This window comes from Pelagibius sp. 7325, assembly GCF_037652055.1.
Taxonomy (GTDB): domain Bacteria; phylum Pseudomonadota; class Alphaproteobacteria; order Kiloniellales; family Kiloniellaceae; genus Pelagibius.
Window position 1 is genome coordinate 866,576 of record NZ_JBBKAH010000002.1, and the last position, 26,667, is coordinate 893,242.

The window sequence follows — 26,667 nt, forward strand, 5'->3', positions numbered from 1 at the left end:
ATTCAGAGGGCCTTTTCCTGGCGCGGCTGGGGGCCATTGCCGGCACCGGCCGCGGGCAGGTAGCCGAAGCGGCGCATCTGGACGGCATGGTCGCACTCGATCGCGGCGGCCTGCCCCGGCGTCAGCTTTTCGCGCCAACCGCCGGCGCGCCCTGAACGAAAGAATCGCTGACTGTGCTCCGACTTCTCGATGAAGCCGGTCTGCGCCTCTTGCGCCTGCAACTGCTTGAAGGACGAAAACGCCACCGCCTTCTCGATGCGCGCCGCATCCTGGGTGATGCCGACCTTGCGGGCGACCATGCCGAGCTGGCCGAGGGGATCGGCCAGCATGTCTTCGTAGCGCAGCACCATGAGCGGCGTGTGTTTCCAGCGCGTCCAGGATTTCACATGGTCGGACCAGCTGCCCATTAGCTCGTGCACCGTGTTGCCCGGCATGCCGCGCCCGCGCGTCTTGGGATCAGCCATCATTTCGACCGCCTGGTCGATGGTAAGGCCGTAATGGTCCGCCGCCGAGATCACCACGTCGCGCGGGTCACGGACGATATAGATGACACCGATGCTGGCCTTGGCGGAAATCGTCGGATAGCCGAAGTCCTTGCCGTTGAGGCTGTGGGTCTTCATCGGGATGATGTTCTGGTTGACGCTGACCGCGCGCTCCTGCGCCCGGGTCCTGAGGGCGGCGACCTGTTTTTTGCTGAGCGCGCTGACCGGCTTGTCGGTCAGGGGGGCGAACCACACCTCGTTGGGCTCGCTGGAACAGACCTCGTTGATCCGCTTCAGCACCAGCGGCTCCGGCGGATCGAGGATCAAGTTGGCGAGGAAGACCCGCATCCAGGTGTTGCCGGATTTCGGATAGGACGCGAGCCAGAGGATGCCGGGCATGGATGATCAGGACTCGTTGAATGGGACAGGGCTGCAGCGCGCAAGTCGATGGTGGAGGCTGTAGGCAAATGCGCCCGAAGATGCAAGGGCATGCAGAATGAAGGTTAATGAGACCTTTATGCCGGCGTACCTTTACAAGAAAGAATACCCAGATATTCGCCTTATGAGGGTTTCTTGCTCTTCTTTCGACACAGGAGACAGTTCCAGGAAGTCCTTGGCTTCGCGCCTAAAACCTGAACTGTTGCTCGGAAAGCACAGTGTGTCGGAAAAACAACTTAACACCCCTTCCAACCCTTGCGGTCGGGCGAAGAGCCTAGTACGAACATGACATCCCGTGGCTTGGGGTACCCACAATAGACACCGTATTTGGAGCTTTTCGGATGAAAAACGTATTGATGGCTAGCAGCGCCATTGTCGGGGCCGCGGTCCTGGTGGCCAGCCCGGCCGCTGCTCAGGAGCTTAAGCTCTCCGCTTTCCAGCAGTTCATGGTTTCCGGTGGTGATTCCGACGGCGATGATTCGGATCGTGGTTTCGGCTTCGCGACCAACACCGAAATTCACGTCAACGGCTCGATCATGGCCGACAACGGCATCACCTTCGGCTTCCGCGTGGAGCTCGAGGCTGACGCTGGTGCGACCAACAACGTCGACGAAAACAGCGTCTGGGCGTCGGGCGGCTTCGGTAAGCTCGAGTTCGGTAACAATGACGGTGTCGAAGACACCTTCATGGTGAACGGCTCGAACTCCGGCGTTGACTACGGCGGCGTCGGCAACCCGACCTCGAACTTCCTCGACGATGGCAACGCTTTCGTCGGTGCGGCCCGCACCTCGGTCGATCTGCGCGGCGGCGTTGAGTCTTCTGACGCCACGAAGATCAGCTACACCACGCCGAACTTCAGCGGCTTCAGCATGGGCCTCAGCTACACGCCGAATACCGCGCATGATGGCGAAGGCAACTCGTTCACCGGTTCCGATGACGGCGGCTTCCATGACCAGATCGGCGTCGGCCTGGGCTACGAAGGCGAGTTCAACGGGTTCGGCCTCGAGCTGGCCCTGGTTGGCGCCTACGCTTCCGCCGATGAAGAGCCGGAAGATGATGCCTACGGCATCGGCGGCGGTATCGCTGTCAGCTTCTCGGGCTTCACCATCGCAACCGGCGCGGTCTACGACGACTTCGACGACAATGGTGGCAAAGGCTGGGCGTGGGACGCCGGTATCGGCTACGCCGCTGGCCCGTGGAGCTTCTCGGTCAACGGCATCTACTCCGAGGACGACGACAGCGACGACGAGCTGCTCGCCGGTTCGGCCAACGTCGGGTACAACCTGGCGCCGGGCGTGAGCGTCTTCCTGACCGGCTATGTCGGCAACGAGGACCTCGGCGCGGGCGGCGACAACGACATCGTGGCGGTCACCAGCGGCCTGAAGCTCGCCTTCTAAGCCAGACCCTACGACTTCGGTCGTTTGAAGGGGCGGCACCTTTGGGTGCCGCCCCTTTCGTTTTGGCGCTGCCCCTCCGCATCCCTCCGCCTGACGCTAAAGTCTGAAAATTTGCGGTTTGCCGCGTGGTTTTGCGCCTCCGCTCGAGAGCCTCGCGGCACCCCATTTCTTTTTGCCCGCCTTTGGGCCCTGTGATATCTACACGGGCGATAGGATCTTGGCGGTGTCGACTGAACTCAGACGGCAGCCGCGCCGCATGCGGGGACGTGAAGACGATGACGAGAACGGCCTTTGGCAACAACAATGGCGCATGGCGCTGGCTGGCGCTGGCTTTGGCGCTGACCGTTGCCGCGTGCGGCGGCGAGGCCACGTACCGCGACGACACGGCTGAGAAGTACGAGGAAACCGGCGGATCGATTCTCGGCGGCAGTGGCGGCATCGGCATCGGCGGCGAAGAGCGCCCGGACGCCGGCGACGGCAGTGGCGGCGCCGGCATCGGCGTGAATTCCTATCTGTGGCGCGCGTCCCTCGATACTGTCTCCTTCATGCCCCTGGCTTCTGCAGATCCGTTCGGCGGCGTGATCATTACCGACTGGTATTCGCCGCCCCAGGCAACCAACGAGCGCTTCAAGCTCAACGTTTACATCCTGGGCCGTGACCTGCGCGCGGACGGCGTACGGGCTTCGGTGTTCCGCCAGATCCTCGATCCGCGCAGCGGAAACTGGGTTGACGCAGCGGTCGAGCCGCAGACCCAGACCGACGTCGAGAACGCCATCCTGACCAAGGCGCGCCAGCTGCGCATCGCCTCGCTTCAGTAAAATCTGCCCGCCCGAGGCGTGCGCCGGCGAGAGCGCCCGCGCCCCGCCGGCGGACACAGCTTCGGGCCGGGCCGGCCACAGTGTCCGCCTCGCCCCCTGCCCCAGGTTACCTCCGAGCTTACGACCGCCAAGATGAGCCGCTACAACGCCAAGGAAACCGAGGAGAAGTGGCAGAAGCGCTGGGCGGAAGCCGGCTGCTTCGCCGTGAAGGAAGATCCTTCGCGGGAAAAGTACTACGTCCTCGAGATGTTCCCCTATCCGTCGGGGAAGATCCACATGGGCCACGTGCGGAACTACACCATCGGCGACGTGGTCGCGCGCTATAAGCGCGCCAAGGGCTTCAATGTGCTGCATCCGATGGGTTGGGACGCCTTCGGCCTGCCGGCGGAGAATGCGGCGATGGAGCGCGGCGTTCACCCGGCAAGCTGGACCTACGACAACATCGCGACCATGCGCGGCCAGTTGAAGCTGATGGGCCTGTCGCTGGATTGGGACCGCGAGATCGCCACTTGCCATCCCGGCTACTACGCGCATCAACAGCGCCTGTTCGTCGAGATGATGGAAAAGGGCCTGGTGTACCGTAAGGAATCCTCGGTGAACTGGGACCCGGTGGACCACACCGTGCTGGCCAACGAACAGGTCATCGACGGCAAGGGCTGGCGCTCGGGCGCGCCGATCGAGCGGCGTAAGCTGTCTCAGTGGTTCTTCAGGATCACCGCCTTCTCCGACGAATTGCTGGGCGCGCTGGACGACCTCGACCGCTGGCCGGAGAAAGTGCGCCTGATGCAGCGCAACTGGATCGGCCGCTCCGAGGGCGCCACCATTCATTTCAAGTTGGTTGGCCGTGACGACCGCCTGACCGTGTTCACCACCCGGCCGGACACGCTCTATGGCGCATCGTTCTGCGCCATCGCCGCCAACCATCCCCTGGCCGCCGAGGTTGCCCAGAACAATGCGAAGGCGGCCGCCTTCATTGCCGAGTGCAACCGCCTGGGGACCAGCGAGGAAGCCATTGAAACCGCGGAGAAGCAGGGTTTCGACACCGGCCTGACGGTGCAGCATCCTTTTGTCGCCGAGCGCAGACTGCCGGTCTACATCGCCAACTTCGTGCTGATGGAGTACGGCACCGGCGCCATCTTCGGCTGCCCGGCGCACGATCAGCGCGACCTCGACTTCGCCCGCAAGTACGATCTGCCGGTGCTCCCGGTGGTGCTGCCGCCCGATGCGGATGCGGCGAGCTTCGCCGTCGGCGACGAGGCCTATACCGGCGACGGCACGGCGTTCAACTCCGGCTTCCTCGACGGGCTGGGTGTCGCCGAGGCAAAGCGCGCGGCGATCGACAGTCTGGCGGCACAAGGCGACGGCGAAGGCACCATTCAGTACCGGCTGCGCGATTGGGGCATCTCGCGCCAGCGCTATTGGGGCTGCCCCATCCCGGTGATCCACTGCGGAAAATGCGGGCCGCAGCCGGTCCCCGTTGCCGATCTGCCCGTGCGCTTGCCCGACGACGTCACCTTCGACCGCCCGGGCAACCCGCTGGTGCACCATGCGAGCTGGAAGCACACGACCTGCCCCAAGTGCGGCGGGACCGCCGAGCGCGACACCGACACCATGGACACCTTCGTCGATTCCTCCTGGTACTTCGCGCGCTTCTGCAGTCCGCGTGCGCAAAGCCCGATGGACCGCGCGGCGGTGGATTACTGGCTGCCGGTAGACCAGTACATCGGTGGCATCGAGCACGCCATTCTCCACCTGCTCTACGCCCGTTTCTTCACCCGGGCCTTGAAAGAGATCGGCTATGTCGGGCTTGGCGAACCCTTCGCCGGGCTGTTCACCCAGGGCATGGTGTGCCACGAGACCTATCGTGACGCCGACGGCAAGTGGCTGTTTCCCGAGCAGGTCGAGAAGTCCGCGGAAGGCACGGCGCGCCTGCTGGACGGAGGGGCACCGGTCACTGTCGGCCGCGCCGAGAAGATGAGCAAGTCGCGGCGCAACGTCGTCGATCCGGAAGCCATCATCAGCACCTACGGCGCCGACACGGCACGCTGGTTCATGCTGTCCGACTCTCCGCCGGAGCGCGACATGGAGTGGACCGATGCCGGCGTTGAGGGCGCCTGGCGCTTCAGTCAGCGGTTGTGGCGCTTGGTCGGCGAGAACCTGGCCTCGTTGCCGGCGAAGGACACGCCGCCGCCGGCAGATCTGTCGGACGTGACGGTCGAACTGCGCCGCGTCGTGCACAAGACGGTGGCTGCTTGCGGCGACGACCTGGACCAGTTCCGCTTCAACCGCGCGGTGGCACGCATCTACGAACTGGCCAACGCCCTGGGCGGCTTTACGGCCGAGGACGCCGGCGGCCGCTGGGCGCTGCGCGAGGGCCTCGAGCTGCTGGTGCGTCTGATCGGACCGATGATGCCGCATCTGGCCGAAGAGTTGTGGCGGCAGCTTGGCCATGACGACTATCTGGTCGACGAGCCCTGGCCGAGTGCCGACGATTCTCTTCTGAGCGACGAGAGGGCGACATTGGCGGTTCAGGTGAACGGCAAGAAACGTGCTACCATCTCTCTGCCCGTCGACGCCGGCGACGAGGAGGCCCGCGCGGTCGCTCTGGGCGAACCGGCCGTGCAGCGGGCGATGGACGGCAAGCCGGCGCGCAAGGTCATCGTGGTGAAGAACCGGATCGTCAATGTCGTGGTCTAGAAGAGAACTGACGCGCCTGATTGTTGGGGCGGCAAGCGCCATCGCCCTGGCCGGGTGCGGTTTCCAGCCGCTTTACGGGCCGGGCATCAACAACACCGAGGTGTCCACGAGCCTGGCTTCCGTGCGGGTCGAGCCGCTGACCGACCGGGCCGGTCAGCAGATGCACAACTTCCTGCGCGATCGGCTTAATCCGCGCGGTCAGCCGGCGGACGCCAGCTATAGCCTGCGGATTCAGCTCACCGAGCGCCTGCAGGAACTCGGCGTGCGCCGCGACGAGACGGCAACGCGCGCCAACCTGCGCATGGAAGCGGACTTCATCTTGCTGAGCGTGGACGGGCAGACGCAGCTGATGTCGGGCGAGTCAGCGTCGACCACGAGTTACGACATCCTGACCAATCCCTTTGCGACCACGGTGTCCGAGGAAACGGCGCGCGAGCGCGCGCTGCGCGAGGTCGCCGACGACATCCATACACGACTGGCGCTGTACTTCGCCAAGCAGTGACGGCGGGCGGAGGCAACCGTGAAACTCGCGGGTAAGCAGGCCGAGGCTTTTATCAAGACGCCGGACACCGCCGTACGGGCCGTACTGCTGTACGGCCCGGATGCTGGATTGCGCCGCGAACGCAGTGCTGCCTTGCTGGCGACCGTCGTTGCCGATCCCAATGATCCTTTCTGCATCAGCGAGGTTACTGCATCTCAGCTGAAAGACGATCCCGCACGGCTGGCCGATGAAGCGGCGGCGTTAACCTTTGGTGGCGGGCGGCGCTTTGTACGCGTACGTGATGCGAGCGACAAGCTGACCCCGGTCTTGAAGGATTTCCTGGCCGACTCGCCCGGCGAGGCCTTCGTTGTGGTGGAGGCGGATGATCTGCCGGCGCGCTCGACGTTGCGCAAGCTCTTCGAGGCCGAGAAGCGCGCGGCAGCCCTGGCGTGCTACCACGACGACGCGCGTGGGCTGGAAACGGTGGTAAAGGGCTTCTTCGCGGAGGCCGGCATCGGCATCAGCCGCGAGGCCGTCAGCTTCCTCTCCAGCCAGCTCGGCGGCGATCGCGCGTTGACAAAGCGGGAACTGGAAAAGGTTTTGCTGTTCAAGGGTAGCAACGGCGAGATCACGCTGGACGATGCCGAGGCTTGTGTGGGCGACTCCGCACTGCTCAGCCTCGACGACGTAGCGCTGGCGACAGCCAGCGGGAACCTCCCCGGGCTCGAGCGTGCCTTAGGCCGCAGTTTCAAGGAAGGCAACGCCCCCGTTACGGTACTGCGGGCGGTCGCGCGGCACTTTCAGCGGGTGCACGCCGTGGCGGGCGCACCCGGTTCGGTGGAGGACAGCATGCGGCGGCTGCGGCCACCGGTGTTCTGGAAGACACAGGCCGCCTTCAAGGCGCAGGCCGAAGCCTGGCGGCCTGCCGGTCTGGCGCGGGCGATGGAGCGCCTGCTGGACACCGAAGCCGCCTGCAAGCGCAGCGGTGCGCCGGCGGAACTCTTGGTGTCTCGGGTTCTGCTTGAGATCGCCGCCAACGCGCCTGGCCGGCGGCGGCGCGCCGGCTGACGGTCGCGGCGGATCGCTTCGGGATTCAGTGTCCCGGCGGCGGCATCTGGTTCAGCCGGTGCAGCACGTCGTCCAATTGTTCCAGGGTCTTATAGTGGATGGTCAGCGATCCGCCCGTGCCCTGAAACTTGATGCTGACCTTGAGACCGAGCAACGCCGTGAGATCGCGCTCCAGCGCGAGGGTATCGGTATCCTTGGGGTGATCGTCGTCGGCTGGGGCCGCCGACTTACGCGGTGCTGAGGCGCCGGCGGCCTTGGCGTTCTGCACCAGTTTTTCCGCCTGGCGCACGTTGAGGCCGCGGCTGATCATCTGGCTTGCCAGACCCTCGGCGTTGTCGCAGCCGATCAGGGTGCGGGCGTGGCCGGCCGTCAGCTTGCCTTCGTCCATCAACAGCTTCACCCCCTCCGGCAGGGATAGCAGCCTCAGGGTGTTGGCGATGTGGCTGCGACTCTTGCCCAGGGTCTTGGCGAGATCCTCCTGGGTGTGCTGGAAATCGTCGATGAGGCGGCGGTAGCCTTCCGCTTCTTCAAGTGGGGTCAGGTCTTGCCGCTGGACGTTCTCCACGATGGCCAGTTCCAGCGACTGGGCGTCGGTGAGGTCGCGGATGACCACCGGGACTTCGTACAGCTTGGCGATCTGCGCCGCCCGCCAGCGCCGTTCGCCGGCGACGATCTCGAACTCGTTGGGGCGGTCGGGGTCGCGGCGCACCAGGATCGGCTGCAGGATGCCCTGCGCCTTGATCGATTCGGCGAGGGCGTTCACCGCCGCTTCGTCAAAGTGGTGGCGCGGCTGGAACCGGCCCGGCCTCAGGTGCTCGATCGGCACCGTTTTGGTGGAGCGCACCTTATCGAGGGATGCGTAGTCCTCGTTCTCTTCGCCGAAGAGGGCCGCAAGGCCTCGGCCCAGGTTGGTCCGCTTGGTCGGATCCGATGATGGTCCGTCGGTCATTGCAGGCCCCGGCCAGCTCGGGGATCTTGGCAGATCTTGGTCATCGCACGTCGTTCCCTTGCCCGGCGTCGTTCACGTCCTTTGAGGAAATCGACCCGGGATACTGCAGCTCTCGGCACTGCGCCCAACCTGCGTGGCCGGCGGCGCCATCCCCCCTCTTCATTCCGTTACCGGAATGATAAAGATTTCCGGCCAAGCCTGCACATCAGGAGGCCAAGGCCGCCTGGCCGGGCAGGCTCTGCTCGCGCTGCAGGATCTCGCGCGCCAGGCGGATATAGGCCTGGGCGCCCGCACAGCGCACATCATAGAGCAGAACCGGCTTGCCGTGCGAGGGCGCTTCCGAGACCCGCACATTGCGCGGGATCATGGTCTTGTAGACCCTGTCGCCCAGGTACTCGCGCACGTCGGCCGCCACCATCTCACAGAGATTGTTGCGCCGGTCGAACATCGTCAGCACGACGCCCTGCAGCGACAGCCCCTCGTTGAGGCCGCGGCGCACCCTGTCGATGGTTCGCATCAGGTGGCTGAGGCCTTCCAAGGCGTAGAACTCCGCCTGCAACGGCACCAGCACAGCGTTGGCCGCCACCAGGGCATTGAGGGTCAGGAGGCCCAGCGCCGGCGGGCAGTCGATCAGCACGAAATCGTAGGTGCCGCGGATCGCCTCCATGGCATCGCGCAGGCGGTATTCGCGGCGGGCCACGTCGATCAGTTCCAGCTCGGCACCGGAAAGATCCACGCCGGAGGGAATAATGTCCATGCCCGGCACCAGCGTGCGGCTGACCGCCTCCTTCAGCGGCATGCCATCCAGCAGCACCTGGTAAATGCTATGGTCACGCGCCTTCGCGGCGACACCCAGTCCGGTGCTGGCATTGCCCTGCGGATCCATGTCGACGATGAGCACCTGCTTGCCGCAGGCGGCCAAAGCCGTCGCCAGATTCACCGTGGTGGTGGTCTTGCCGACGCCGCCCTTCTGATTGGCGACAGCGAGGACTCGGGTCACGATCGGAGCCGGCGGGATCGTCCCGCGCTCCGGCGCCACTTCAATATGTTGTAGATTCAAGACGCTCCATCCCCAAGAGATAGAAGTCTGAGACGCAAGATCGAGGCATGGGGGTCCGTCTCGCTCTCAAAGCGATCTAGCCGCAGTCTCCACTTTTTCCCCGCCTCGGTCAATTCTTCATCGACGCTGCGGCCCTTCAGAAACAGCCCAACGCTCTCTTTTTTCGTGTTTTGAGGCCGGAGGAAGCGTTCGGTGAGGTCGAGAATCTTGGTGAGGGAGGCAAAGGCCCGGCAGGTGACCACATCCGGCTGCGGCGGATCGAGACTTTCGAGGCGCTGAGCGTGCACGATGGCGGAGGCACCGGTGACCCGCACCGCCTCACGCAGGAACTCCGCCTTGCGCTGGTCGGACTCGACCAGATGCACCTGACCACAGCCCAACAATGCCAGCACCAGGCCGGGGAAGCCGGCCCCGGAGCCGATGTCGAGGATTACCCGCTCCGACGGATCCGACGTTTCAGGGAGATAGCCACGCAATTGCGCCGAGTCGAGAAAGTGACGGCGCCAAAGATCTTCCAGCGAGCTCGGGCTCACCAGGTTAATCGCCCGGTTCCACTTCGTCAGAAGCGCCGCATAAGTGCGAAACTTATCCAGTGTTTCACGTGAAACAGCCAGCCGAGCCTGAAAGCCTTCCGGCGACAGCGATGCCGGCGCCCCCGCCCCCGCTCCTCCTTTGGAAGACATGCCGGGCTCAGGCCGCGGAGCCGTGCGTGCCGGCCGCCTGGGGAGCCCTGTCCCGTTTGCGGACGTGGCGCAGAAGGGCCATGACCGCCGCGGGGGTTACCCCGGGAATGCGCGACGCGGCGCCGAGGGTGGCGGGGCGGCTTATGGTTAACAGCTCCCTGATCTCCGTAGAGAGCCCGCCGACCGCGGCGTAGTTCAGGTCCGTCGGCAGCGCAAGGGCCTCGTCCTTGCGGAAGGCGCGGATATCGGCCTCCTGCCGCTCCATGTAGCCCTGGTAGCGGCCCTCGATCTCCAGCTGCCGAGAGACCGCCGGATCTAGGCTTTTCAGTTGCGGCCAGATCGCCCCGAGCCGATCCAAAGTCAGCTCCGGATAGCGCAGCAGGGCAAAGGCGCTGCGCCTCACTCCATCCTGATTGATTGCCGCGCCCGCCCCCGCCAGTTCGTTTGGCGTCGCCGTCAACGAGTCCAACAAACGACGGCCGGCGTCCAGAGCCGCCATTTTCGTCTCGAACGTCCGGCGCCGGACGGCTCCGACGCAGCCCAGAGCGAGCCCGCGGCCCGTCAGGCGCTGGTCCGCGTTATCGGCCCGGAGGCGTAGCCGGTACTCCGCCCGGCTGGTGAACATGCGGTAGGGTTCGCTGACGCCCCGAGTCACCAGGTCGTCGATGAGCACACCGATATAGGCTTCGGAACGGTCTAGGGTGAAAGGGTCGGCGCCGCCGCCTGCCCTCAGGGCGGCATTCAGCCCGGCGATAAGGCCTTGGGCGGCCGCTTCTTCGTAGCCGGTCGTTCCGTTGATCTGTCCGGCGAGGAACAGGCCCGGCATGCGGCGCGTTTCCAGGCCCACAGTGAGCTCGCGCGGATCGACGTAATCGTACTCGATGGCGTAGCCCGGCTGCAGCATCCGCGCCTGTTCCAGGCCAGGAATGGTCTTCAGCAAGGCAGCCTGTACATCCTCTGGCAGCGAGGTGGAGATGCCGTTCGGATAGACGGTCGGATCGTCTAGGCCTTCGGGCTCCAGAAAAATCTGGTGCTGCCCGCGCTCGGCGAAGCGCACCACCTTGTCCTCGATCGAGGGGCAGTAACGCGGCCCCGTCGATTCGATCTGGCCGGAATAAAGCGGCGCCCGATGGAGGTTCTCTCGGATCAGCGCGTGGCCCGCCGCCGTCGTATGGGTGATGTGGCAGGCAATCTGCGGCTGGGTGATCGCCGTCAGGCTGGAGAAGGGCTCCGGCGGCATATCGCCGGGTTGCGCCTGCAATCCGCCATACTCGATGGTGCGGCCGTCCAGGCGCGGCGGCGTTCCGGTCTTCAGGCGCCCAAGCGCGAAGCCGGCGCGCTCCAAGGTCGCCGAGAGCCCGGTCGCGGGCGCCTCGCCGACCCGGCCGGCGGGAATGCGCTTTTCGCCGATATGAATGAGGCCGCGCAGAAAAGTACCGGTGGTGAGCACGACAGCACCGGCACGCAGCGCCGCCCCGTCGGCGGCGAGCACACCGCAGCAGCGACCCGCCGCGTCGATGATGAGATCTTCGACGGCCGCCTCAATGATGGTGAGGTTGTTCTGTTCAGCCAGCAGCGCCTGCACGGCCTGCCGGTAGAGCTTGCGATCCGCCTGGGCGCGGGGACCACGCACCGCCGGCCCCTTGCTGGCGTTCAGCACCCTGAACTGGATGCCGCCAGCATCGGCAGCCCGGCCCATCAGGCCATCGAGGGCATCGATCTCCCGCACCAAGTGACCTTTGCCGAGGCCGCCGATCGCAGGGTTGCACGACATGACGCCGATGCTGTCGCGGCGATGCGTGACCAATGCCGTGCGCGCGCCGAGGCGCGCTGCCGCCGCGGCGGCTTCGCAGCCGGCGTGACCGCCCCCTACAACAATGACATCGAAGCTGTTGGTCTCAGCCATTTTGGCACCTTTTGCGCCCAAGGCCGTGCAAACTGCGGCGGGTTATAGCAAGCCTTCTGCAGCAATCAAGACCGCAACGCGGGCCGCCGTCTCTGGATCGTTAAGCCCGGTTCACCATGTTTCACGTGAAACACGCCTCGATACCCATCATTTGCCAATACAGAACTCAGCGAACACAATATCTAGTAGATGCTCGACATCCACCTTTCCGGTGATCCGGCCCAGCGCCCTCACCGCCAGACGCAACTCCTCCGCGGCAAGCTCCGGCAACGGCGCGACCCGCGCCCGCTCCAACGCCTCGCGGCACGCCTCAAGGGCGCGGCGGTGGCGCAGCCTGGTGATCCCGGCGCCCTCCTCGGCGCCGCCGAAGCTGTGCTCCGCCCGCTCTACCAACCGCGCCAGCACCCGGTCCAGCCCCGTTCCTTCCCTGGCCGAAATAACCAGCGGGGCACAGTCCTGCAGTTCTTCGCAGAGGCGCGTCACCGCCGCACTGTCGCAACCATCGGCCTTGTTGAGGATCAAGAGGGAGCGATGATCGAACAGGGCCCGCACGGCGTCGAGCTGCGAGTCGTCCCTCAGCACCACCGTGAGGTCGGCCATCAGCACCTGCACGTCGGCACGCGCGGCGCGCTCTCGCGCCCTGGCGATACCCTCGCGCTCCACCGCCGCCTGCCCTTTCTCATCGTCGGCGATCTCCCGCAGGCCTGCGGTGTCCGCCAGGATGACCGGATAGCCGCCGAGATCGAGATGCACCTCGACCACATCGCGGGTGGTGCCGGCTGCCTCCGACACGATGGCCGCTTCGCGCCGCGCCAGAGCATTCAGCAGCGACGATTTGCCGACGTTGGGTGCCCCAAGGATGACCACCGACAGACCCTCGCGCAGCCGCTCGCCCCGATGGCCGTCCTGCAAGGCTCTGCCGATCTCCGCCGATATCTCAATCACCTCGGCAAGGGCCACGTCTTGCAGATCAGCAGGCAACTCCTCCTCGACGAAGTCAATGGCCGCCTCCGCGTGCGCCAGCACCCGGGTGAGACGCGCCGCCCAGCTGCCGGTGAGGCGCGCCAGCCCGCCTTCCATCTGACGCAGGGCCTGGCGCCGCTGCGCCTCGGTTTCGGCGTCGATGAGATCGGCCAGGCCCTCGACAGCGCTCAAGTCCAGCTTGCCATTGTCGAAGGCGCGCCGGGTGAACTCGCCGGCCTCAGCGGGGCGCAGGCCCGGCACCCTGGCAAGCGCGTCCAGCACCGCCCCGACCACAGCCCGTCCGCCATGCAGATGCAGCTCGCCAACATCCTCTCCGGTGAAGCTGGCCGGAGCGGGAAACCACAGCAAAAGGCCGCGGTCGATGGCACGCCCGTCAGCCGGATCGGCAATGACGCGCAGCGTCGCAACCCGCGCTGGGGGTATCCTGTTACCGCCAATCGCGGCGAGGGCGGCACCAGCGTCCGGCCCGGAAATGCGCACCACGGCAACGCCCGCGCGGCCGGGAGCCGTCGAGGGCGCAAAGATGGTGTCCTGGGTCATCGTCTCGGGTGCTGGGTCTCGGCTGCCGTCCGTCACCGCCCGCAGCGGCTCATTCGCCGGGCGGCGAGGTGTCGTCGGGATGCAGCATCAGGCGCTCGACCCGCTTTCCCTTCACCAGGTGGGTCTGCAGGATCTCCTCGGCATCCTCGATGCTGCGGTAATGGTACCAGATGCCTTCCGGGTAGATCACCATCACCGGCCCCAGCTCGCAGCGGTCGAGGCAGCCGGACTGGTTGATGCGCAGGCCCTCAAGGCCCAGTTCCTTGGCACGCGCCTTCAAATAGTTGCGCAGGCGAATGGCGCCCTTTTCCTTGCAGCAGCCGCGCTCGTGGCCCGGCGGCCGCTCGTTCATGCAACAGAAGACGTGGCAGCGGAAATAAGGCGCCAGATCACCACCGGTATCGGTCTCGCCCGCGCCGGCAGGCGCTTCCCGTTCCAGGCTCTCCGTCATAACGTGCTGTTATCCTTCCTTCTTTTCGCCCGATCCACTCCCCATCTGGGTCCAGAAAGCCTTCTGCAGCTGCTCCCAACCCTGCAAGCCCGCCGGCAGCCAGGTCTTGAACAGCTGCTCGGGCTCCATCGCCTGCAAGTTCGCCATCATGCGTTTCTGCAGTTCAGCCATCAGCGCTTCCTGCATGGGGCCGACGTCGGGCAAACCCAGGAAGGCGCGCGCCTCCTCAGGCGTGCACTCTATATCTACGTGGATCTTCATAGCCGCTACCTTCCTGAGGGGCGCCGCCAACACCGGCACACCGCCGCTGTAAACCCATTCGGCATTTATGGTTGAGCCGACAAACGCCTACGGCCCATATAGGAATTCTGAGACTACATGTCAGCAAGCGGGCGCCGCAATCCCATGGGCACCAAGCCTCGCGCGAGTCGACCGAAGGAACCACCGTTCATGTCCGGAGCCACGCCGTGCAGACCAACCGCAGCCGACGATACCGCGACAGCGGCCGGCAACCGTCTGGGCGCTGAGACCAGCCCCTATCTGCTGCAGCACCGTGACAATCCGGTGCACTGGCAGGCCTGGAGCGAAGCTGCCTTCGCCGCGGCGCGCGCCGCCGACAAGCCGATCCTGCTGTCGGTCGGTTACGCCGCCTGCCATTGGTGCCACGTGATGGCGCACGAGTGCTTCGAGAACCCCGAAATCGCCGGGCTGATGAACGCCCTCTTCATCAACATCAAGGTGGACCGCGAGGAGCGCCCGGACGTCGACAGCATTTATCAGGCCGCCCTCGCCCTGCTTGGCGAGCACGGGGGTTGGCCGCTGACCATGTTCCTCACACCGGACGCAGAGCCGTTCTGGGGCGGCACCTACTTCCCGCCGGCACCGCGCTACGGCCGCCCCGGCTTTCCCCAGGTGCTGCACGCGGTGGCGGAAATCTACGCCAAAGACAAGGGCCGCATCGAGAAGAACACCACGGCACTGAAAGATGCCCTCGGCCGCCTGTCGGAAAATCTCAGCGGCGGCGACATCCCCGTCAGCGCTCTCGACGAGGTCGCCCGACGCCTCGTCAGCGAGATCGACCCCGTCGACGGCGGCATCGGCAGCGCGCCGAAGTTTCCCCAGCCGGCGATCTTGAAGCTGTTCTGGCGCGCCTGGAAACGTCATGGCGATCCCGACCTGCGCCATGCCGTCGAGTTGACCATGACCAGGATGGCCCAGGGTGGCATCTACGACCACCTCGGCGGTGGCTTTGCCCGCTATGCCACCGACTCGCGCTGGCTGGTGCCCCACTTCGAGAAGATGCTCTACGACAACGCCCAGCTGCTGGAGCTGCTGACCTGGCTGTGGCAGGACACCGGCAACCCGCTCTATCAGCAGCGCGCCCGAGAGACCGTGGCCTGGGTCCAGCGCGAAATGATCGCCGACGCCGACGGCAGCGGAACCAGCCCCTCCGGCGCTTTCGCCGCCACCCTCGATGCCGACAGCGAGGGCGAGGAAGGCAAGTTCTACGTCTGGTCCGAAGGCGAAATCGACGAACTGCTCAGCGAAGAAGCCGCCCTCTTCAAGGCGCACTACGACGTCACGCCGCACGGTAACTGGGAAGGCAAGACGATCCTCAATCGCTCGGCCGAGCCGCAACTGGCCGACGCCGAGACCGAGGCCCGGCTCGCTGCTTGCCGAGAAATCCTGCTGTCGGCGCGGGCAAGGCGGATCCGCCCCGGCTGGGACGACAAGGTCCTGGCGGACTGGAACGGCCTGATGATCGCCGCCCTCGCCGAGGCGGCGCCGGTGTTCGGCGAAAGCGACTGGCTGACGGCCGCCGAGACCGCCTTCGCTTTCGTCCGTGACACCATGCAGCGTGACGGCCGGCTCCACCACAGTTGGCGCCACGGCACCCTGAAGCACCCGGCGACACTCGACGACTATGCCAACATGGCCGCGGCTGCGCTCGCCCTCCACGAAGCAACCGGCGAAGCAGACTATCTGACGCAGGCCGAAGCCTGGGTGGAAGTGTTGGACCGGCACTACTGGGACGCCGAGAACGGCGGTTACTTCCTCACCGCCGACGATACACCCGACCTCATCCTGCGCACAAAGACGGCCTATGACAGCGCAGTTCCCGCCGGCAACGGCACGGTCCTCGGCGTTCTGGCGCGCCTATTCTACCTGACCGGCAAGCCCGCCTATCGCGAGCGCGCCGACGCGCTGACCAACGCCTTTTCCGGCGAACTCACCCGCAACGTCTTTCCGCTGGCGAGCTTCCTCAACAGCGCCGAACTGCTGGCGAGCGCGACCCAGGTGGTCATCGTCGGCCGGCGCGGCGATGCGGCAACCGACGCCCTGCTCGCCGCGGTGACCAAGACCTGCCTGCCCAACCGGGTGCTCCAAGTCATCGCCCCGGGCGAAGCGCTGCCCGCCGGCCATCCAGCCGCCGGCAAGGGCCAGGCTGTCGGTCCTGACAATGCAGCCCGGGCCACGGCCTACGTCTGCCACGGACCCGCCTGCTCCTTGCCGATCACCGGTCCGGACGCTCTCGCCGAGGCTCTGGCCGCCGGCAAGGCAACCGCATGACACGCCAGCGCCTCACCGTCGACACGCCGACCGGGCCGGTCACCATCGCGGCCGAGGAAGGCGCGATCGTCGCGGTGCGCTGGGCCAGCGGCGGGTCTGACGGCGGCGGCTCCGACGACAGTCCTTTGCTGCAAAATGCTGCGCAGCAATTGTGCGACTATTTCGCCGGAACGCGCCGCCAGTTCGACCTCCCGCTGTCGCCTCACGGAACGGAATTCCATCGTGCCGTGTGGCGCGAAATGCTGGCGATCCCCTATGGCCAGACCAAGTCCTACGGCGACCTCGCCAAGGCAACGGGCGGCATCGCGCGCGCCGTCGGCACCGCCTGCGGCGCGAACCCGATCCCGATTTTCATTCCCTGCCACAGGGTGCTGGCCGCCGACCGCCAGCTCGGCGGCTTTTCCGGCGGCCGCGGAGCGGAGACCAAGGCCGCCCTGCTGACTCTGGAGGGCGCCTGGCCGGTGCAGCATGCGCTGCCGCTGTTCTAGAATCTCCAAGCCGGCTGCGCGGCGGCGGTGTTTCGGATAAGGTTGCGCCAACAATCGTCTCGACGGCCCCTGGCCGCCCACATTCGTGCAATTAAATAGGGGAAGGCTCATGGGTGAAGTCATCACCATCGACGGCAAGGACGGCAGTTTTTCGGTCTACGCGGCATTGCCCGAAGTCACCCCGGCACCCGGCATCGTCGTCGCCCAGGAAATCTTCGGTGTGAACCAGGTCATGCGCGAGACCTGCGACTGGCTGGCGGCCAAAGGCTTCGTCGCCGTCTGCCCCGATCTCTTCTGGCGCATCGAGCCGGGCATCCAGATCACCGATAAGACCGACGCTGAGTGGAAGCGCGCCTTCGAACTCTTCGGCCTGTTCGACATCGACAAGGGCATCGAGGACATGAAGACCACGCTGGCGGAGCTGCGGGCGCACGAACTGTGCAACGGCAAGGCCGGTGCCGTCGGCTACTGCCTGGGCGGCAAGCTCGCCTTCCTGATGGCGACGCGCTCGGACTCCGATGCCAACGTCGGCTATTACGGCGTCGGCCTCGGCGATCTGATGGGCGAAGCGAAGGCCATCACCAAGCCTCTCATGCTGCACATCGCCGAGAAGGACAAGTTCTCCTCGGCCGAGGAGATCGCCACGGTGACGAAGGCCCTCGCCGCCAACGGGAACGTGAAGATCCACCTCTATGAAGGCAGAGATCATGCCTTCGCGCGGCAGGGCGGCGAACACTACGACGCGGCGGCGGCCAAGCTGGCCAACGACCGCACGGTTTCATTCTTCAAGGAGCACCTCGCCTGATGGTCAAGGCAATCCGCATTCATGAACCCGGCGGCCCGGAAGTTCTGAAGTACGAAGACATCGAGGTGCCGGCACCCGGCTCCGGCGAAGTCCTGCTGCAGCAGAAGGCCTGCGGCCTCAACTACATCGACGTCTACCACCGCATGGGCGTCTACCCGCTGCACTATCCGGCAACCATCGGTATGGAAGGCATGGGCGTCGTCGAAGCGGTTGGCGAAGGCGTCTCCGCCTTCAAGCCAGGCGACCGCGTTGCCTACGCCGACATGCCTCCCGGCGCCTATGCCGAGGCGCGGGTCATGCCGTGGCACCGCCTGGTGAAGCTGCCGGATGCGATCGACGACCAGACCGCCGCGGCGATGATGCTGCAGGGCATGACGGTCGAATACCTCGTCCGTCGGACATTCAAAGTGCAGCAGGGCGACACCGTGCTGTTCCACGCCGCCGCCGGGGGCGTCGGCCTGATCGCCTGCCAGTGGCTGAACGCCATCGGCGCCACGGTGATCGGCACCGTGGGCTCGGAAGAAAAAGCCGAGATGGCAAAGGCGCACGGCTGCCACCACACCATCAACTACCGCAAAGAAAACTTCGTCGAGCGGGTGAAGGAGCTCACCGACGGCAAGGGCGTGCCGGTCGTCTATGACTCCGTCGGCAAGGACACCTTCGACGGCTCGCTCGATTGCCTTCAACCGCGCGGCATGATGGTGCTGTTCGGCGCCGCCTCCGGACCCGCGCCGTCGATCGATCCGAACGTCTTGAACAAGAAGGGCTGCCTCTATCTCACGCGCCCCAGCCTCATGGTCTACAACAAGGAGCGTGAGGAACTGGAAACCTGCGCCGCCGCGCTCTTCGCCATGGTGACCTCCGGAAAGGTAAAGATCGAGGTGAACCAGACCTATCCACTGAGCGAGACGGCACAGGCGCATCGCGACCTCGAGGCGCGCAAGACCACTGGCTCAACGGTGTTGTTGCCGTAGCGCGGAAAGGAATCATTATGGCCAAGGGCTATTGGGTCGCCCGCGTCGACGTAAGCGATGCCGAGGCGTACAAGAAATACGTTGCCGCAAATGCCGAGCCCTTCGCTCAGTTCGGCGCCCGCTTCCTGGTCCGCGCGGGGCAGTTCGAAAACCCGGAGGGTACGTCGCGCAGCCGCAACGTGGTGATCGAGTTCCCCAGCTACGAGGCGGCACTCGCCTGCTACAACGCGCCGGGCTACCAGGCCGCGATCGAGTTGCGGCGCGCCGCCGCGGAGTCAGACCTGGTGATCGTCGAGGGCTATGACGGCCCGCAGCCCGGCGAGAGCTGACCGCACAGCATCAGGATGAACCCGGCTTCCCGCCACATCCACGCGCTCGCGCACAGCCTCTTGGCGCACCTCACCGGCGCGTTTCTGGTGATGGGAAGCTGGGCGTTCTTCGCCAACCGCGGTCATGCCTTCGACGCAGCTGTCACCGCCGCAGCACTGCAGGGCACGATTTCAGCCTGTGTGACCCTGTCGCTGAAGACCTTCATTGAAAGGATCGCGCCGCGCTTTGCCGGCCGCGCGGCCCTCGCCGTGCCGCCGCTCGCCGCCTTTACTCTCGTGGGCGCCGTGCTCACCCTGCTGCACAGCCTCAACGGCACGCCGGAGCTGCTCGCCACCATCGCGCTGCCGCTGGTGGCGGCGACCGGATACGCCGCGGTCTACAATTTCGCGATTTGGAAAAAGCGGCGCACGGCCGGTACGTGATTCCCGGGGCTCGACCCCGGGATGACAACGAACCTGCGACAGAAAGCTCACGCTCGATAAACGAAAAACCCCGGAGCGACATCCGCTCCGGGGTCTTGTTGTTCGGATGAACCTGCCGTTACTGGTTCATCGAGTCGAAGAAGTCCTGGTTGGTCTTCTGATGCTTCAGCTTGTCGACCAGGAACTCGATCGAGTCGGTGACACCCATCGGCATGAGAATGCGGCGCAGTACCCACATCTTCGACAGCGTGCCCTTGTCGACCAGCAGCTCTTCCTTACGCGTGCCGGACTTGCCGATGTCGATCGCCGGGAAGGTGCGCTTGTCGGCCAGCTTGCGGTCGAGCACGATTTCCGAGTTACCGGTACCCTTGAACTCTTCGAAGATGACTTCGTCCATGCGGCTGCCGGTATCGATCAGGGCCGTCGCGATGATAGTCAGCGAGCCGCCTTCCTCGATGTTGCGCGCGGCGCCGAAAAAGCGCTTCGGGCGCTGCAGCGCGTTGGCGTCGACACCGCCGGTCAGCACCTTGCCCGACGAGGGCACCACGGTGTTGTAGGCGCGCGCGAGGCGGGTGATTGAGTCCAGCAGGATCACCACGTCCTTCTTGTGCTCGACCAGGCGCTTAGCCTTTTCGATCACCATCTCGGCGACCTGCACGTGGCGCTGGGCCGGCTCGTCGAAGGTGGAGCTGACCACCTCGCCCTTCACCGAGCGGTCCATGTCGGTGACCTCTTCCGGGCGCTCGTCGATGAGCAGCACGATGAGGAAGATCTCCGGATGGTTCTTGGCGATCGACTGCGCGATGTTCTGCAGGATCATGGTCTTGCCGGTCCGCGGCGGCGCGACGATCAGCGCGCGCTGCCCCTTGCCGATCGGCGCCGTCAGGTCGATGACGCGGGGCGTCAGGTCCTTGATGGTCGGGTCTTCGACTTCCAGCTTCATGCGCTCGTCGGGATAGAGCGGCGTCAGGTTGTCGAAGTTGATGCGGTGGCGCGAGTTCTCCGGCGGATCGAAATTGATCTGGCTGACCTTCAGCAGCGCGAAATAGCGCTCGCCCTCCTTTGGTGAGCGGATCTGCCCTTCCACGGTGTCGCCGGTCCTGAGGCCGAAGCGGCGCACCTGGCTGGGGCTGACGTAGATGTCGTCGGGACCGGCCAGATAGTTAGACTCCGGCGAGCGCAGGAAACCGAAGCCGTCCTGCAGGATCTCCAGCACACCCCCGCCGTAGATCGGCTGGTCGTTCTCCGCCAGATGCTTGAGGATCGCGAACATCATGTCCTGCTTGCGCAGGGTGCTCGCGTTTTCGATTTCCAATTCCTCGGCGAAGGCCAGCAAATCCGCCGGACTCTTGGCTTTCAGTTCTTGAAGGTTCATGAGCGCTTAGGCCTGTGCTCGTTTTGCGTCGGGAAGGGGAGAATTTTCGGGACGGACCCTGCTCAGCGGCGACTGCAGCAGAAGAAGGGGGTGCCGGGGTGCGGCGTTGAACCGCGAAGCGGGAGAGGTTTTTATCGCTGCAGCCTACGCTTGGCTGGTTACCGATTCGTTAACCATATATGGAACGCGACTTGCCGGACGGCAAGGTGATGAGATTTCTGACCGTTAATGCAACCGGCGCCAGAAGTCAAGCGGCTGCCGCTGGTCGCAATTGCCGATCAGAACGGCTTCACCACCGCAAAAATGACGATCCCGACCATCAGCACCGCCGGAACCTCGTTCATGATCCGGTAGAATCGCTCGGAATGCCTGTTGGCGTCGGACTCGAAGTCCTTGCGCCAGCGCGCCGCCATCATATGCACCGCGGTGAGGACCAGCAGAAAGGTCATTTTGGCGTGGAACCAGCCGAACGACCACGCCTCGATGTTCATCATCAGGGCCAATCCGGCCGCCCAGGCGACGATCATCGAGGGATTCATGATGCCGCGCAGCAGCCGGCGCTCCATGACCTTGAACGTCTCCGACTGCTTCGATCCCGGCTCGGCCTGGCAGTGGTAGACAAAGAGGCGCGGCAGATAGAGGAAGGCCGCCATCCAGGCGATGACCGCCAGAATGTGCAGCGCTTTCACCCAGAGGTAGGCCTCGCCCAGAAATCCCGCCATAATTCTCCCGCCTTCCAGCTATTCGGCAGCAACCTGGGGGCAGCCGCGCCATTCGGCCGGACAGAATCGACCGCCGGCATGCGAGCAGATCTTGCGATCGCTCGCCAGGGCACCCGCGACCAGCCCGGCCAGACCTGCAATGAACGAAGCGTCGATACCGACGGTCGGCACCCGGACATAGGCGGGCGCCCCGGCCTTCTCGGCCAGTTCGCGATACTCGATGTCGAGTTCGACCAGGGTTTCCGAGTGCTCGGAGATGAAGGCGATCGGCACCACGACGATGGGGCGGCCGTCACGGCCGGCCTTTTCGATCTCGCTGTCGGTCGCCGGACCGATCCACTCCAGCGGCCCGACCCGGCTCTGGTAGCAGATCTGCCAATCCAGGTTTACCTCTCCCAGGCGGCGCACCACCGCGGCCACGCTCTGCTCCACCTGCCACTGGTAGGGATCGCCCTGGTCGACGATCTTTTTCGGCAGGCCGTGGGCAGAGAACAGGACCCGCGCCGGCTTGTCGTGGTCGACTTGGCGCAGCGCCTCGCGCAGCCCCGAGGCCACCGCATCGATGAAGCCGCCCTCTTCCGGATAGCAGCAGAGGCTGCGGCTCGGCGCCGTCACACCCGCCGCTCTTGCCTCGCGATGCCACTCTTTCAGCGAGGAGGCCGACGTGGTGGTGGAAAACTGCGGATAGAGCGGCAGCAGGATCACTTGGTCGGGCCTATAGGCGGCCACTTCCTTCGCCGTCTGCCGCGCCCGCGGATGCCAATAGCGCATCGCGACGAACACCTTGGCATCGCTGATGCCCCTGTCAGCGAGCGCCGCAGTCAGCGCCGCCGCCTGGGCCTCGGTGTTCGGCAGCAGCGGCGACCCGCCACCCATCTCGCGGTAGATCTCCTGGGCGACCGGCGCCCGGCGGGTCGAAATCACTTTAGCCAACAGCCAGCGCAGCGGCAGCGGCAGACGGATGATCGCAGGATCGAAAAACAGGTTGAAGAGAAAGGGCTGCACCGCCTCCGGCCGGTCCGGCCCGCCGAGATTGAACAGCACCACCGCTGTTTTCGCCATACGCTCGTATCTCGCTCCGCCTCGCCCGGTGCGGCCTTAACCGCGCCACGCCCTGATCTGCGCCAGCATCTCCGCCACGTGTTCCGGCGGGGTCTGCGGCACGATGCCGTGGCCCAGGTTGAAAACGAAGGGACCGCCAGCCAGGAATCGCAGAATTTCTTCTACGCCCTCGCGCAAACTAGTACCCCCTGCCACCAGCAACAAGGGGTCGAGGTTGCCCTGCAAGCAGACCTTGGGCTGCAGTGCCTGGCGCGCCCAGCCCAGCGGTACAGTGGTGTCGAGCCCCAGCGCATCGGCGCCACACTCATCAGCGTAGACTTCATAGAGCAAGCCGGCTCCGCGCGGAAAGACGATGACCGGTACGCCCGGACGCTCAGCCTTCACGCGCGCAACCAGCGCCTTTGCCGGCGCCAGGCACCAACGCCGCAAGTGCGCTTCCGGCCACACACCGGCCCAGGAATCGAAGATCTGCACCGCCTCTGCACCGGCATCAATCTGGGCGACCAGGTAATCCCCGGTCGCGTCGACCAGCAAGTCGATCAACCGCTGCATGGCGGCGGGGTCACCATAGGCCCAGCGTTTGCCGGCGGCGAAATCCTTGCTGGAACCGCCTTCCAGCATGTAGCTCGCCACCGTCCAGGGCGCCCCGGCAAAACCGATCAGTGTGGTCTCGGGCGGCAGCTCCCGGCTGAGCCGCCTGAGCGTCTCGTAAACCGGCGCCAGGGTATCGTGCAGGCCGGCGCGCGACAGCCGGGCCAGGTCGCCAGGCTCCTGCAGGGCATCCAGCCGCGGGCCGGCGCCTTCCTCAAACCAGACTTTCTGACCCAGTGCGTGGGGCACCACCAGGATGTCGGAGAACAGAATCGCGGCGTCGAAGCCAAAGCGGCGGATCGGCTGCAGTGTGACCTCGACGGCATAGTCCGGCGTGTAGCAAAGGTCGAGAAAGCCGGCCGCCTTCCTCCTCAACTCACGGTATTCCGGCAGGTAGCGCCCGGCTTGGCGCATCAGCCACACCGGCGGACTTTCCAGCGTCTCGCCGTTAAGGGCGCGCAGCATCTTCTTGGCCGCTTGCTGGCTAGATTTTTTCGACGCCTGAGTCATCGGTCTTCCGGTATTCCTTGCCATCCCTTGGTCCCCGCTTCGCAGCATTTCTGCAGGGATCGAGGACCGACAAGATGGCTTGTTCGTCCTGCCGAGCAAAGCCTTCTTCTTCAATTAATAAATTTAAATAAGCTTTTGGTGATTGTAGTTGATGCCTGTGAGTCCTGGGGATTTCGACTGTATCCGTGCCTATCCCGTGAATCATCCGCAGCATCGCAGAGCTTCGGCAACCTGTGGGTAGCCGGAAGGAAATTAGCCGGATTGCCGCCGCTTGCGCCGCGGTTGCCGTCAGGGGATAACGGGGATAACGCGATCGGATCAAGGTCATTCCCAGGTTGGAGACGGCTGTGGGCGATATCTGTCCGCGGTTTCGGAACTTTCGGGAGCAATGCGAGGCTGAGGTGTACGCTTTTTTTTCGACCGACCCCTGGGGCCGAGTTGTCCCCGGCTTTCCACCGCCCGTGACCGGTCATGCACAGGTCTCGCGACGCGCAAGAGCCGTGCCCGCCGACGCCAAGGCGCATCGGTGATGAGCAGTCCGCATCTGCATCTCGTCTCCGATGCGACCGGCGAGACGATCAACTCGGTGGCGCGCGCCTGCCTTGTGCAGTTTGGGGGCATAGAGCCCATCGAACACGTGTGGAGCCTGGTGCGCACGCGCGGCATGATGACCAAGGTGGTGCAGGGCATCGAGGCTAATCCTGGACCCGTGCTCTACACCATGGTCAATCGTGATCTGCGCGATCAGCTGACCGGTTGCTGCGCCTCACTAAGTCTCCCCTGCATCCCGATCCTGGATCCGGTGATCCATACCCTCGCCAACTACTTCGGCGTCGAGATCACCGGCACGCCCGGCCTGCAGCATGCGCTCGACGCGGAGTACTTCAGCCGCATGGACGCGATGACCTTCGCCCTCGCCCATGATGATGGGCAGCACACCAGCGATATCGACAAGGCGGACATCATCCTGGTCGGGGTGTCACGCACATCGAAGACGCCGACCTGCATGTACCTGGCCAACCGCGGCATCAAAGCCGCCAATGTTCCGGTGGTGCCGGGCTGCCCGATGCCGGAAGAGCTGCTGTATGCCCGGGGCCCGCTGATCGTCGGCCTGACCAAGGACCCGGCCAGCCTGGTCCAGGTGCGCCAGAACCGTCTGCGCATGCTGACCGATGACAAGCAGGAAACCGATTATGTGAACCTGGAAGCGGTGCGCCAGGAGATCGCGCAGGCGCGGCGATTCTGCGTCGAGCATGGCTGGCCCCTGATCGACGTGACGCGCCGCTCCATCGAGGAGACCGCGGCTACCATCATGAACTACTACGCCAAGCACGTCGGCGCGGAGACCTGATGACTCTTGCTTCGGAAACTGCGGCGACCCTGATCGCGTCCGATGCGCCGCCGGTGGTGCTGGCATCCGCAAGCGCGGTGCGCGCCCGCCTGCTGCGGGAGGCCGGGCTGGCGGTCCACTGCCAGGCCGCTGCCGTTGATGAAGACGCGATGAAGGCGGCATTGAGGGGGGAAGGCGCAACGCCGGCACAGGTCGCCGAGACGCTCGCCGAGTTGAAGGCTCAGCGCGTATCAGCAAAGTTCACCGGCGCCTTGGTCATTGGCGCCGACCAGATGCTGTCGTGCAACGACGTTTGGTTCGACAAGCCCGCCGACCGCGACCACGCCGCCGCCCAGCTGAAAGCGCTCAGCGGCAAGACCCATACGCTGTGGACGTCCGTCTGCGTGGTGCGCAACGGCAGCCGCATGTGGCACGACAACGCCTCTGCGCGCCTCACCATGCGGGCCTTGAGCGACGCCTTCATCGACGACTATCTCGCCGCAGCCGGACCGGCGGTCACCACCTCAGTCGGTGCCTATCAGCTGGAAGGCCTCGGCGCGCAACTCTTCGCCAGGGTCGAAGGAGATTTTTTCACCATCCTCGGCCTGCCGCTGCTGCCGCTGCTCGATTTTCTGCGCGCCAACAAGGTTCTGCGTTCATGACCTCCTATCCGCCTGGTTCTCCGCCCGGTGCCGGGCCGCTCAGCGGAAAGGCACGCGTCGCCGGCGTCGTCGGCTGGCCGGTGGCACACTCGCGCTCGCCGCGCTTGCATGGCTACTGGCTGGCCGAACATGGTATCGACGGCGCCTATGTACCGCTGCCGGTGGCGCCCGAAAACCTGGAGGCGGCGGTGCGTGGCCTCGCCGCCGCCGGCTTCGCCGGGGTGAACGTCACCATCCCGCACAAAGAGACGATCCTCGCGCTTTGCGACCATGTTGATGATACCGCACGGCGTATTGGCGCGGCGAACCTGCTGGTGTTCAAGGAAGGCGGCATCGAGGGCCGCAACACCGATGCCTTCGGCTTCATGGCGAACCTCGAAGAGTCCGCACCGGGCTGGAATGCCGCCGCGCCGGTGCTGTTGCTGGGGGCGGGGGGTGCGGCGCGCGCGGTCGCCGTGGGGTTGCTCGACACCGGCGTGACCGAGCTGCGTGTCTGCAACCGCAACCGCGCGCGCGCCGAAACGCTGGCGGCGGAAATCGCCGGGCCGATCACCGTGCTCGACTGGGAAGATCGCGCGGCCGCGCTGGACGGTGCCGGCCTGCTCGTGAATTCCACCAGCCTCGGCATGACCGGTCAGCCGCCGCTCGAGTTGCCGCTGGACGCCCTTGCTAACGACTCGGTGGTTGCTGAACTCGTCTACAGCCCGCTGGAGACCGCCCTTCTGGCGGCCGCGCGGGCTAAAGGCTGCGCCGGCGTTGACGGCCTCGGCATGCTGCTGCACCAGGGGCGCCCCAGCTTTGCCGCCTGGTTCGGCGTCGACCCGCAGGTCAGCGAAGGCTTGCGCCGCTTCGTCCTCGGCGACGGTTAGGC

General features: G+C 65.4%; 27 protein-coding genes. 14 read left to right on the forward strand and 13 right to left on the reverse strand.

What is annotated here, in order from left to right; genetic code table 11:
* Positions 1-2: 2 nt before the first annotated feature.
* Complete coding sequence (locus WDC82_RS06020; RefSeq protein WP_340116352.1) at positions 3-881, reverse strand: sulfotransferase domain-containing protein; 879 nt, start codon at positions 879-881, stop codon at positions 3-5.
* A gap of 395 nt (positions 882-1,276) precedes the next feature.
* On the opposite strand from WDC82_RS06020, the gene WDC82_RS06025 reads away from it, so the two are divergent.
* The 5 genes from WDC82_RS06025 to holA all read left to right on the forward strand — a co-directional run bounded on the left by WDC82_RS06025 (position 1,277) and on the right by holA (position 7,381).
* Positions 1,277-2,317 (forward strand): porin, encoded by a 1,041-nt coding sequence (locus tag WDC82_RS06025; RefSeq protein ID WP_340116353.1) that lies wholly within the window; start codon positions 1,277-1,279, stop codon positions 2,315-2,317.
* 275 nt (positions 2,318-2,592) lie between these two features.
* The gene (locus tag WDC82_RS06030; protein ID WP_340116961.1) at positions 2,593-3,135 is read left to right on the forward strand and encodes a DUF3576 domain-containing protein; all 543 of its coding nucleotides are present in this window, start codon (positions 2,593-2,595) and stop codon (positions 3,133-3,135) included.
* Positions 3,136-3,267: 132 nt separating this feature from the next.
* Complete coding sequence (gene leuS, locus WDC82_RS06035; protein ID WP_340116354.1) at positions 3,268-5,832, forward strand: leucine--tRNA ligase; 2,565 nt, start codon at positions 3,268-3,270, stop codon at positions 5,830-5,832.
* Positions 5,819-6,334 (forward strand): LPS assembly lipoprotein LptE, encoded by a 516-nt coding sequence (gene lptE / locus WDC82_RS06040; RefSeq protein WP_340116355.1) that lies wholly within the window; start codon positions 5,819-5,821, stop codon positions 6,332-6,334. The genes leuS and lptE overlap by 14 nt, the downstream gene beginning before the upstream one ends.
* Before the next feature lie 18 nt (positions 6,335-6,352).
* Positions 6,353-7,381: a DNA polymerase III subunit delta gene (gene holA / locus WDC82_RS06045; protein WP_340116356.1), complete on the forward strand. Its 1,029-nt coding sequence runs from the start codon at positions 6,353-6,355 to the stop codon at positions 7,379-7,381.
* A gap of 25 nt (positions 7,382-7,406) precedes the next feature.
* On the opposite strand, the gene WDC82_RS06050 is transcribed toward holA, so the two are convergent.
* The 7 genes from WDC82_RS06050 to WDC82_RS06080 all read right to left on the reverse strand — a co-directional run bounded on the left by WDC82_RS06050 (position 7,407) and on the right by WDC82_RS06080 (position 14,215).
* Positions 7,407-8,330 carry a ParB/RepB/Spo0J family partition protein gene (locus WDC82_RS06050; RefSeq protein ID WP_340116357.1) on the reverse strand — a complete coding sequence of 308 codons (924 nt, stop codon included), beginning with the start codon at positions 8,328-8,330 and terminating at the stop codon, positions 7,407-7,409.
* Between the two features lie 205 nt (positions 8,331-8,535).
* Entirely contained in the window at positions 8,536-9,348 is an 813-nt protein-coding gene (locus WDC82_RS06055) for a ParA family protein (RefSeq protein ID WP_340116962.1), read from the reverse strand.
* Positions 9,349-9,386: 38 nt separating this feature from the next.
* Complete coding sequence (gene rsmG / locus WDC82_RS06060) at positions 9,387-10,031, reverse strand: 16S rRNA (guanine(527)-N(7))-methyltransferase RsmG (protein ID WP_340116963.1); 645 nt, start codon at positions 10,029-10,031, stop codon at positions 9,387-9,389.
* 49 nt (positions 10,032-10,080) lie between these two features.
* The gene (gene mnmG / locus WDC82_RS06065; RefSeq protein ID WP_340116358.1) at positions 10,081-11,979 is read right to left on the reverse strand and encodes a tRNA uridine-5-carboxymethylaminomethyl(34) synthesis enzyme MnmG; all 1,899 of its coding nucleotides are present in this window, start codon (positions 11,977-11,979) and stop codon (positions 10,081-10,083) included.
* Between the two features lie 147 nt (positions 11,980-12,126).
* Positions 12,127-13,503, reverse strand: a complete 1,377-nt coding sequence (gene mnmE / locus WDC82_RS06070; protein WP_340116359.1) for a tRNA uridine-5-carboxymethylaminomethyl(34) synthesis GTPase MnmE — start codon at positions 13,501-13,503, stop codon at positions 12,127-12,129.
* Positions 13,504-13,552: 49 nt separating this feature from the next.
* Complete coding sequence (locus WDC82_RS06075; RefSeq protein WP_370661530.1) at positions 13,553-13,954, reverse strand: ferredoxin; 402 nt, start codon at positions 13,952-13,954, stop codon at positions 13,553-13,555.
* A gap of 9 nt (positions 13,955-13,963) precedes the next feature.
* A complete protein-coding gene (locus WDC82_RS06080) occupies positions 13,964-14,215 on the reverse strand; it encodes a DUF6489 family protein (RefSeq protein WP_340116360.1) in 252 nt (83 codons plus the stop codon).
* A 189-nt stretch (positions 14,216-14,404) separates the two neighbouring features.
* Here WDC82_RS06080 and WDC82_RS06085 point away from each other — a divergent pair, with 189 nt between their 5' ends.
* From WDC82_RS06085 to WDC82_RS06110, 6 genes are all read left to right on the forward strand, one after another.
* Positions 14,405-16,525 (forward strand): thioredoxin domain-containing protein, encoded by a 2,121-nt coding sequence (locus WDC82_RS06085; RefSeq protein ID WP_340116361.1) that lies wholly within the window; start codon positions 14,405-14,407, stop codon positions 16,523-16,525.
* On the forward strand, positions 16,522-17,013 hold the full coding sequence (locus WDC82_RS06090) for a methylated-DNA--[protein]-cysteine S-methyltransferase (protein ID WP_340116362.1): 492 nt from the start codon (positions 16,522-16,524) through the stop codon (positions 17,011-17,013). Before WDC82_RS06085 ends, WDC82_RS06090 begins: the two co-directional genes overlap by 4 nt.
* A 109-nt stretch (positions 17,014-17,122) precedes the next feature.
* Positions 17,123-17,818, forward strand: a complete 696-nt coding sequence (locus WDC82_RS06095; RefSeq protein WP_340116363.1) for a dienelactone hydrolase family protein — start codon at positions 17,123-17,125, stop codon at positions 17,816-17,818.
* Positions 17,818-18,792: a quinone oxidoreductase gene (locus WDC82_RS06100; protein ID WP_340116364.1), complete on the forward strand. Its 975-nt coding sequence runs from the start codon at positions 17,818-17,820 to the stop codon at positions 18,790-18,792. Before WDC82_RS06095 ends, WDC82_RS06100 begins: the two co-directional genes overlap by 1 nt.
* A 17-nt stretch (positions 18,793-18,809) precedes the next feature.
* On the forward strand, positions 18,810-19,121 hold the full coding sequence (locus WDC82_RS06105) for a DUF1330 domain-containing protein (protein ID WP_340116365.1): 312 nt from the start codon (positions 18,810-18,812) through the stop codon (positions 19,119-19,121).
* A gap of 15 nt (positions 19,122-19,136) precedes the next feature.
* Positions 19,137-19,544, forward strand: a complete 408-nt coding sequence (locus WDC82_RS06110) for a hypothetical protein (RefSeq protein ID WP_340116366.1) — start codon at positions 19,137-19,139, stop codon at positions 19,542-19,544.
* Positions 19,545-19,662: 118 nt separating this feature from the next.
* Here the strand turns inward: WDC82_RS06110 and rho are convergent, their stop codons facing one another.
* The 5 genes from rho to WDC82_RS06135 all read right to left on the reverse strand — a co-directional run bounded on the left by rho (position 19,663) and on the right by WDC82_RS06135 (position 24,018).
* Positions 19,663-20,919, reverse strand: coding sequence for a transcription termination factor Rho (gene rho, locus WDC82_RS06115; protein WP_340116367.1), 1,257 nt, complete (start codon positions 20,917-20,919; stop codon positions 19,663-19,665).
* Positions 20,920-21,197: 278 nt separating this feature from the next.
* Positions 21,198-21,641, reverse strand: a complete 444-nt coding sequence (hemJ, locus tag WDC82_RS06120) for a protoporphyrinogen oxidase HemJ (protein ID WP_340116368.1) — start codon at positions 21,639-21,641, stop codon at positions 21,198-21,200.
* Between the two features lie 18 nt (positions 21,642-21,659).
* Positions 21,660-22,703, reverse strand: coding sequence for a ferrochelatase (gene hemH, locus WDC82_RS06125; protein WP_340116369.1), 1,044 nt, complete (start codon positions 22,701-22,703; stop codon positions 21,660-21,662).
* A 36-nt stretch (positions 22,704-22,739) separates the two neighbouring features.
* Positions 22,740-23,804, reverse strand: coding sequence for a uroporphyrinogen decarboxylase (gene hemE / locus WDC82_RS06130; protein ID WP_370661531.1), 1,065 nt, complete (start codon positions 23,802-23,804; stop codon positions 22,740-22,742).
* On the reverse strand, positions 23,779-24,018 hold the full coding sequence (locus WDC82_RS06135; RefSeq protein WP_340116371.1) for a hypothetical protein: 240 nt from the start codon (positions 24,016-24,018) through the stop codon (positions 23,779-23,781). Before WDC82_RS06135 ends, hemE begins: the two co-directional genes overlap by 26 nt.
* A gap of 315 nt (positions 24,019-24,333) precedes the next feature.
* Between WDC82_RS06135 and WDC82_RS06140 the strand changes: the two genes are divergently transcribed.
* The 3 genes from WDC82_RS06140 to WDC82_RS06150 are packed head-to-tail and all read left to right on the forward strand — an operon-like array spanning position 24,334 to position 26,665.
* Positions 24,334-25,155 (forward strand): pyruvate, water dikinase regulatory protein, encoded by an 822-nt coding sequence (locus tag WDC82_RS06140; RefSeq protein ID WP_340116372.1) that lies wholly within the window; start codon positions 24,334-24,336, stop codon positions 25,153-25,155.
* The gene (locus tag WDC82_RS06145; protein ID WP_340116373.1) at positions 25,155-25,796 is read left to right on the forward strand and encodes a nucleoside triphosphate pyrophosphatase; all 642 of its coding nucleotides are present in this window, start codon (positions 25,155-25,157) and stop codon (positions 25,794-25,796) included. Before WDC82_RS06140 ends, WDC82_RS06145 begins: the two co-directional genes overlap by 1 nt.
* Complete coding sequence (locus WDC82_RS06150; RefSeq protein ID WP_340116374.1) at positions 25,793-26,665, forward strand: shikimate dehydrogenase; 873 nt, start codon at positions 25,793-25,795, stop codon at positions 26,663-26,665. The genes WDC82_RS06145 and WDC82_RS06150 overlap by 4 nt, the downstream gene beginning before the upstream one ends.
* Positions 26,666-26,667: the final 2 nt, after the last annotated feature.